Source organism: Streptomyces sp. NPDC002513, from assembly GCF_053595355.1.
This window is the reverse complement of record NZ_JBSFXK010000028.1, coordinates 1-7,695: the sequence shown is the minus strand read 5'-3', so window position 1 is coordinate 7,695 and position 7,695 is coordinate 1. Positions and strand designations below refer to the sequence as shown.

Genomic DNA, 7,695 nt, shown 5'->3' with positions numbered 1-7,695 from the left:
CGCGGTCAGGACACCGGACAGTTCCCGGCGCCCGGCCGTGCCCAGGACCCGACCGCCACCGGCCCGTACCCGGCCCAGCCCTACGACTCCCCCGGCACCGGCCAGTTCGCCGCCCCGGGGTACGGAAGCCGCCAGGATCCCTCCACCACCGGCCAGTTCGAGCGGCCGCAGACGGCGGGCGAGGGCTACGCGCCCCTGCCGCCGGCGCAGCACCGTCCGCAGCAGCCGCCCCGTCGCCAGGAACCCGAAGCGCTGCCGCCGGCGGCGAGCTCCGGTGACGTGCGCACTCCGCTGTACGAAGCGCTCGAGACCAACTGGTTCCAGGGCGGACAGGAACAGCAGGGCAACGGCTCCGCGCCGCAGGCCCCGCCCCAGCAGTCCCCCGCGGCATCCCAGCGTCCGGCCGCCGCCAGCGCGGCCTGGCGTGCCACGCCGAACGACGAACTCGTCCGGCAGGCCGAGCGCGTGCGGCAGCCCGCCGCGGGCGGCATCACCACCTCCGGCCTGCCGCGCCGGGTCCCGCGTGCGAACCTCGTACCGGGCACGGCTCAGCAGCAACAGCACCAAACCGGTCCGCAGGTCTCGCGTTCCCCTGACGAGGTACGCGGCCGGCTGACCAATCTTCGACGGGGCATCGCCCAGGGCCGCCAGGCCGGCAGCGGCCAGACCGGCAGCTTCCGCAGCCCCACTCACCAGCAGGAGCGTTAGTTGAGCCCGATGAGCCAGGCGGCACAGAACCTCAACTGGTTGATCACCAACTTCGTGGACAACACCCCCGGGGTGTCCCACACCGTCGTCGTGTCCGCCGACGGACTCCTTCTGGCGTTGTCGGAAGGCTTTCCACGCGATCGCGCCGACCAACTCGCGGCTGTGGCCTCCGGGCTCACCTCGCTGACCGCCGGGGCCTCCCGGATCTTCGAGGGCGGCACCGTGGCGCAGACGGTCGTCGAGATGGAACGCGGGTTCCTCTTCCTCATGTCCATCTCGGACGGCTCGTCGCTCGCCGTGCTCGCGCACCCGGAGGCGGACATCGGCCTCGTCGGCTACGAGATGGCGCTCCTGGTGGACCGCGCGGGTGCGGTCCTCACGCCGGACCTGCGCGCCGAGCTCCAGGGCAGTCTGCTCCACTGACAGGCCCCGACACCACCCACCTCACCAAATCACCGTCCGGCCGCCACAATCCCCCCACCGGCCCCATCAGACGGCACGACTGACCAACTTGCTGTCCCGCCCGGAGGATTCATGACCCCGCCCACCGCCCATCATGATCCGTACGCCGAGCCGTACGGGGACGAGGGCGACCAGCCGTTGGTACGGCCGTACGCGATGACCGGCGGCCGTACCCGGCCGCGCTATCAGCTCGCCATCGAGGCGCTGATCAGCACGACGGCCGACCCGGCCCAGCTGATGGGACTGCTCCCGGAGCACCAGAGGATCTGCCACCTGTGCCGCGAGGTGAAGTCGGTGGCCGAGGTGTCGGCGCTCCTCGCCATGCCGCTCGGTGTGGCACGGATCCTCGTCGCGGACCTCGCGGAAGCCGGTCTCGTCGCGATCCACCAGCCGGGGGGCGACGAGAACAACGGCGGCGCGCCGGACGTGACACTGCTCGAAAGGGTGCTCAGTGGACTTCGCAAGCTCTGACGGAGGACGGGCGACCACCTCCGCGAAGATCGTGGTGGCGGGCGGCTTCGGCGTGGGCAAGACCACGTTCGTCGGCGCCGTCTCCGAGATCGACCCGCTGCGCACGGAGGCCGTCATGACGTCTGCTTCGGCGGGCATCGACGACCTCACCCACACCGGGGACAAGACCACCACCACGGTGGCCATGGACTTCGGCCGCATCACCCTGGACCAGGACCTGATCCTGTACCTCTTCGGTACGCCGGGCCAGGACCGCTTCTGGTTCATGTGGGACGACCTGGTCCGCGGCGCCATCGGCGCCATCGTCCTGGTCGACACCCGCCGCCTCGCCGACTGCTTCCCGGCCGTGGACTACTTCGAGAACTCCGGCCTGCCCTTCGTCATCGCCCTCAACGGCTTCGAAGGCAACCAGCCGTACAACCCCGAGGAAGTCCGCGAGGCACTGCAGATCGGCCCGGACACCCCGATCATCACCACGGACGCCCGCCACCGCGCGGACGCCAAGAGCACTCTGATCACCCTGGTCGAGCACGCCCTCATGGCCCGCCTGCGGTAGATCAAGTCGTCGGCACCATACGGCAGTTGTCGTAGATATGCGGGAGCCGACTGTGGCCTTTGACACGGTCGGCCCCGCTGTTCATAACGTTTCGACAGAGAAATCCGGTGGTATCGCCACGCGTCGCGGTCGGTCGGTGCCGCTGCGCTCACAAAAGCCCCGCCTTTTGGCGGGGCTCGCTCTTTATGACCGTTTTATCGAGGACGCGCGCCGGGCGGAACCCTCACTTCCGAGTGTTTGGAGTCGCGCAGGTTGGCGTGCTGGAATGCCTGAACTGGCCAGTAGTCACGGACGTACAGGTCGGAGACAGGGCTCTGGAGACACCGCGGCACGACGTAGGTGCCGTCGCCGAGAGGTTGTTGGTCGAGTGAGGCGAAGCAAGAAAAGTCCCGAGCCGTCGGCACGGGGCAACTTCACCCCGCCGCCGCGCGGAGCGGCACCCGCGCACGTACCCGGTCCGGAGCCGACGGCCACCCCGCCCAGCGGCAGCCGCTTCTCCCCGCGCAACTGGCGCGTGCCGACCAGGCTGAACGCGATCCTGCTCATACCCGTGCTGGTCGGCCTGGTCATGGGCGGCTTCCAGGTGAAGAACTCGATCGACACCTGGCAGCAGGCGCGGGACGCCGAGAGCACCGCCCGGCTGGTGCAGGCCTCCCTGGCCTACGCCGACCGGCTCTACCAAGAACGCGACACCTCCGCCCAACCTCTGCTGACCCCGGGCAGCGGCGGCCAGAAGAACCCGACCGTCCTCCAGGTCCGCGCCGCCACCGACAAGGCCGCCGCCGCCTTCACCCAGGCCGCGAAGAACATGCCGCACACGGCGGGTCTGGAGCGGCGCCTGTCCATCTTCCGCCAGGCGGAGACCAAGCTGCCGACGCTGCGCCAGCAGGCGTACACCAAGCTCGACGGGGTGCAGACCGAAGAGGGCTATGTCGAGGTCGCGCACCCGCTGATGGAGTTCGCCAACGAACTCGGCCTCGGCACCGGCAACATCACCAGCTACGGCCGCACCGTCTACGCCATCTCGCTCACCAAGGCCGCGCTGTCCCTGGAGCGCTCGATCGGCATGCAGATGCTGATCGAGCGGGATGCCAAGCCCACCGACCTCGCCGCGCAGCGCGTCGCCCTGTCCTCGTACGCCTACCTCGAGAGGATCGCCGTCGAGGAGTACCTCGGTGGCGGTACCGCGGCGGACGCCAGGAAGCTGGACGAGGTCACGGCGCAGGTGAAGACCGATGCCGAGCAGGCCGCCGCGCAGGCCAAGGCCAAGAACCCGGCCTATGTGCCGCCGCCCGCGAACATGGTCGTGGCCCTCGCCACGGTGCAGTCCACGAGCAGCACGGCCCGCGAGGCACTGGCCCAGCAGGGCGTCACCGACCAGAACTGGTGGGCGGTCAACACCCTCAAGTACAACGCCTACCGCCAGCTCGAGTTCAACCTGGCCGACAAGGCCGTGTCGGACGCCTCGGCCATCGCCAATGACGCCAGGCAGTCCGCGTTCATCTCCGGTGCCATCGTCGTCGTCGCCCTGCTCGCCGCGTTCATCATCGCCGGCCTCATGGCCCGCCAGATGAGCCGCTCGATGCGCCAGCTGCGCAACGCCGCCTTCAACGTCGCCGAGCAGCGGCTGCCGATGCTGGTCGACCAGCTCTCGCGGACCGACCCGGGCCGTGTCGACACCCGTGTCGCGCCCATCCCGATCGCGACCACGGACGAGATCGGCGAGGTCGCCCGCGCCTTCGACCAGGTCCACCGCGAGGCCGTCCGGCTCGCCGCCGAGCAGGCCTTGCTGCGGGGCAACATCAACGCGATCTTCACCAACCTCTCGCGCCGCAACCAGTCGCTGATCGAGGGCCAGTTGACCCTGATCACCGACCTGGAGAACAACGAGGCCGACCCGGACCAGCTGGAGAACCTCTTCCGGCTGGACCACCTCGCCACCCGTATGCGCCGCAACGGCGAGAACCTCCTCGTCCTCGCCGGCGAGGAGCCCGGCCGCCGCTGGGACCAGCCGGTCCCGCTGATCGACGTGCTGCGCGCCGCCTCCTCCGAGGTGGAGCAGTACGAGCGCATCGAGCTGTCCGGCGTCCCGGAGGCCGAGATCCACGGCCGCGCCGTGACCGACCTCGTGCACCTGCTCGCCGAGCTGCTGGAGAACGCCACCACGTTCTCCTCGCCGCAGACCAAGGTCCGGGTGACCGCGACCCGTCTTCCCGACGGCCGCGTCATGATCGAGATCCACGACAAGGGCATCGGTCTGACGGCCGAGGACTTCGCGGACATCAACCACAAGCTGGCCAACCCGCCGACCGTGGACGCCGCGATCTCCCAGCGCATGGGTCTGTTCGTGGTCGGCCGGCTGTCCGACCGGCACGGCATCCGGGTCCAGCTGCGCCCCTCCGGCGAGCAGGCGGGCACCACCTCGCTGGTCATGCTCCCCGACGCCATCACCCACGGCGGTGGCGGCGAGCAGCCGCAGGTGCGCGACGAGTTCACGGTGTCGCAGATCATCCCGGAGCAGACGTTCAAGGGCGAGGACTTCGGGTCGCAGCAGCCGATGCGCACGGCCTCGGAGCTGGGCTTCGACGACAGCCGCTACTCCGAGGTCCCGGACGACATCCGCGGGCTCGACCCCGTCGGCCGCTCGCTGATGCGCGAGGAGCGCCGTGCGGCCCTGGAGGCCCAGGCACAGGGTCACCACAGGCCGCCGGAGGAGCTCGAGGCCGCTCCGGCCTACCACGAGGGCTTCGAGACGCCCCAGCCCACGTACGACAACGGGCAGCAGGCGTACGACACCGGGCAGCACGCGTACGGCGACCAGCAGGCCGGGTACGACCAGCAGGCCGGGTACGACCAGCGGACGGCGTACGAGGAGCCCCAGCAACCGGCGTACGAGGAGCAGTACTTCTCGCAGAACGGCGCCCTGCCGCAGGGTGACGGCTTCCCGTCCGGGGGCGGCTACCCGGAACTCGGCTACACCGAGCCGCTCCAGCAGAGCCACTCCGCCGGCCAGGCCACCGCCTCGGACACGTTCGCGGCCTTCGGCAAGCCGGCCCGCCGGGACGACTGGCCGAAGCAGGACGACTTCCAGAACGGCTACCGCGCCGACTACGCTCCGGAAGCGGAATCCACGCAGGCCGCTGACGTGAGCGAGCGGGACCGCGTAGGCTTCGACCGTCCGGGACCGGCCCCCGCCGCCGGCCACGCGCTGACCGACGCCGGACTGCCCCGCCGTGGCTCCACCGCGAACGGCACGGCCGGTCGGACGCAGCCCGTGGCGCAGGAACCGTCGGCGGCCACGGAGACGGGCGACGACTGGCGCTCCGCCAACGACCAGCGGTGGCAGCAGGCAGCGCAGCTCCGGAAGCCCAAGGCGGGCGGGGTCACCTCATCCGGTCTGCCGCGGCGCGTGCCCAAGGCGAACCTGATGGAGGGCGCCGCGGAAGCGACCCCGCAGGGAGGCCCTCAGGTCTCCCGTGCCCCGGAGGATGTCCGGGGCAGGCTGAGCAACCTGCGTCGAGGCGTCCAGCGCGGACGCAGCGCAGGCAGTGAAACGAACGGCCAGGGCTTCGGTCCTGACAGCACCTACGACCAGGAGCGTTAGTGTGAGCCCGATGAGCCAGGCGGCACAGAACCTGAACTGGTTGATCACCAACTTCGTGGACAACACCCCGGGTGTGTCCCACACGGTGGTGGTCTCCGCCGACGGACTCCTTCTGGCGATGTCCGAAGGCTTCCCGCGCGATCGCGCCGACCAGCTTGCGGCCGTCGCCTCCGGTCTGACCTCGCTGACCGCGGGCGCGTCCCGCATCTTCGAGGGAGGCAGCGTGAACCAGACAGTTGTGGAGATGGAGCGGGGATTCCTCTTCATCATGTCCATCTCGGACGGTTCGTCACTTGCGGTCCTGGCGCACCCGGAAGCGGACATCGGCCTCATCGGGTACGAAATGGCCCTACTGGTCGACCGCGCGGGTACGGTCCTGACTCCGGACCTTCGTGCCGAGCTCCAGGGGAGCCTTCTCAACTAACAGACGGACCGTGTGTATAAGCGTCCCGGCACCGTAAGGTTTCGGGACGCGGCTTCCACAGGGATGGGTGCCCAGCGCAGTTGGAGGAGGAGAGAACGTGGCAACACCCCCAGGCGGTTCGTCCGCGGGCAATTGGTCCTACGGCTCCGGCCAGGGCCAGGGTGAACAGAACCGGTACAACTTCCCCTCCGCACCGAGCCCGCGGCGTCAGCCGTACGCGCCCCAGGGTCCCGGCCCGTCGCCGTACGACCAGCCGTCGGCGCCGCGCATCCAGCCCGTGCAGCCGCAGCGCCGCGCCCCCGAGCCGGCGCCCGCGGGGTCGTCGAACAATCCTCTGGTGCGTCCGTACGCCATGACGGGCGGCCGCACCAGGCCGCGCTACCAGCTCGCCATCGAGGCGCTGGTGCACACCACCGCGCAGCCGCACCAGATGCAGGGCCAGCTGCCCGAGCATCAGCGGATCTGCAACCTCTGCCGGGAGATCAAGTCGGTGGCCGAGATCTCGGCGCTCCTGACGATCCCTCTCGGCGTGGCCAGAATCCTCGTCGCCGACTTGGCGGAGGCGGGTCTGGTCGCCATCCATCAGCCCGGCGGCGACGAGAACGCCGGCGGCCAGCCAGACGTGACACTGCTCGAAAGGGTGCTCAGTGGACTTCGCAAGCTCTAGCGGCGGTCCTTCCCGCTCCACCACCTCCGCGAAGATCGTGGTGGCGGGCGGCTTCGGCGTGGGTAAAACCACGTTCGTCGGCGCCGTCTCAGAGATCAACCCGCTGCGCACGGAGGCCGTCATGACGTCTGCTTCGGCGGGCATCGACGACCTCACCCACACCGGGGACAAGACCACCACCACGGTGGCCATGGACTTCGGCCGCATCACCCTGGACCAGGACCTGATCCTGTACCTCTTCGGTACGCCGGGCCAGGACCGCTTCTGGTTCATGTGGGACGACCTGGTCCGCGGCGCCATCGGCGCCATCGTCCTGGTCGACACCCGCCGCCTCGCCGACTGCTTCCCGGCCGTGGACTACTTCGAGAACTCCGGCCTGCCCTTCGTCATCGCCCTCAACGGCTTCGACGGCAACCAGCCGTACAACCCCGAGGAAGTCCGCGAGGCGCTGCAGATCGGCCCGGACACCCCGATCATCACCACGGACGCCCGCCACCGCGCGGACGCCAAGAGCGCCCTGATCACCCTGGTCGAGCACGCCCTCATGGCCCGCCTGCGGTAGATCAAGTCGTCCGCGGTTCGCGCGGGGTCGCTCGCGCGGTTCCCCGCGCCCCTCATGGGGCGCGGGGATTTCTTTTTCCTGTGCAGCGAGAAGGGCCCCTCCGTGGCGGAGGGGCCCTTCTCGGACTGCTGAGTGGCGAGGCCTAGTAGGGCTTCGTTAGGTAGCCCAACTGCCGTCTGATCGGTAGCGTGTGATCTTGTATCGGGTATGACACCCGAGGAGATGGATGAGGTCCGTCCGC

At 69.8% G+C, this 7,695-nt stretch carries 7 protein-coding genes and 1 pseudogene; all 8 read left to right on the top strand.

The window, feature by feature from the left end; genetic code table 11:
• Positions 1–708: pseudogene (locus ACWD5Q_RS19460) on the top strand (nitrate- and nitrite sensing domain-containing protein); the annotation flags it as partial.
• 9 nt (positions 709–717) lie between these two features.
• Positions 718–1,131, top strand: coding sequence for a roadblock/LC7 domain-containing protein (locus ACWD5Q_RS19455; protein WP_043504344.1), 414 nt, complete (start codon positions 718–720; stop codon positions 1,129–1,131).
• Between the two features lie 111 nt (positions 1,132–1,242).
• On the top strand, positions 1,243–1,641 hold the full coding sequence (locus tag ACWD5Q_RS19450; RefSeq protein ID WP_055493544.1) for a DUF742 domain-containing protein: 399 nt from the start codon (positions 1,243–1,245) through the stop codon (positions 1,639–1,641).
• On the top strand, positions 1,622–2,197 hold the full coding sequence (locus ACWD5Q_RS19445; RefSeq protein ID WP_451428249.1) for a GTP-binding protein: 576 nt from the start codon (positions 1,622–1,624) through the stop codon (positions 2,195–2,197). The genes ACWD5Q_RS19450 and ACWD5Q_RS19445 overlap by 20 nt, the downstream gene beginning before the upstream one ends.
• Before the next feature lie 367 nt (positions 2,198–2,564).
• On the top strand, positions 2,565–5,801 hold the full coding sequence (locus tag ACWD5Q_RS19440) for a nitrate- and nitrite sensing domain-containing protein (protein ID WP_451428248.1): 3,237 nt from the start codon (positions 2,565–2,567) through the stop codon (positions 5,799–5,801).
• Positions 5,802–5,811: 10 nt separating this feature from the next.
• On the top strand, positions 5,812–6,225 hold the full coding sequence (locus ACWD5Q_RS19435; RefSeq protein ID WP_004983065.1) for a roadblock/LC7 domain-containing protein: 414 nt from the start codon (positions 5,812–5,814) through the stop codon (positions 6,223–6,225).
• 97 nt (positions 6,226–6,322) lie between these two features.
• A complete protein-coding gene (locus ACWD5Q_RS19430; protein ID WP_451428247.1) occupies positions 6,323–6,892 on the top strand; it encodes a DUF742 domain-containing protein in 570 nt (189 codons plus the stop codon).
• A complete protein-coding gene (locus ACWD5Q_RS19425; protein ID WP_046729246.1) occupies positions 6,873–7,454 on the top strand; it encodes a GTP-binding protein in 582 nt (193 codons plus the stop codon). Before ACWD5Q_RS19430 ends, ACWD5Q_RS19425 begins: the two co-directional genes overlap by 20 nt.
• Positions 7,455–7,695: the final 241 nt, after the last annotated feature.

What these genes read in the sequence shown, in the direction of transcription:
- ACWD5Q_RS19435 (WP_004983065.1), top strand. Translation starts at nt 5,812, where the DNA reads ATGAGCCAGGCGGCACAGAACCTGAACTGGTTGATCACCAACTTCGTG.
- ACWD5Q_RS19450 (WP_055493544.1), top strand. Translation starts at nt 1,243, where the DNA reads ATGACCCCGCCCACCGCCCATCATGATCCGTACGCCGAGCCGTACGGG.
- ACWD5Q_RS19455 (WP_043504344.1), top strand. Translation starts at nt 718, where the DNA reads ATGAGCCAGGCGGCACAGAACCTCAACTGGTTGATCACCAACTTCGTG.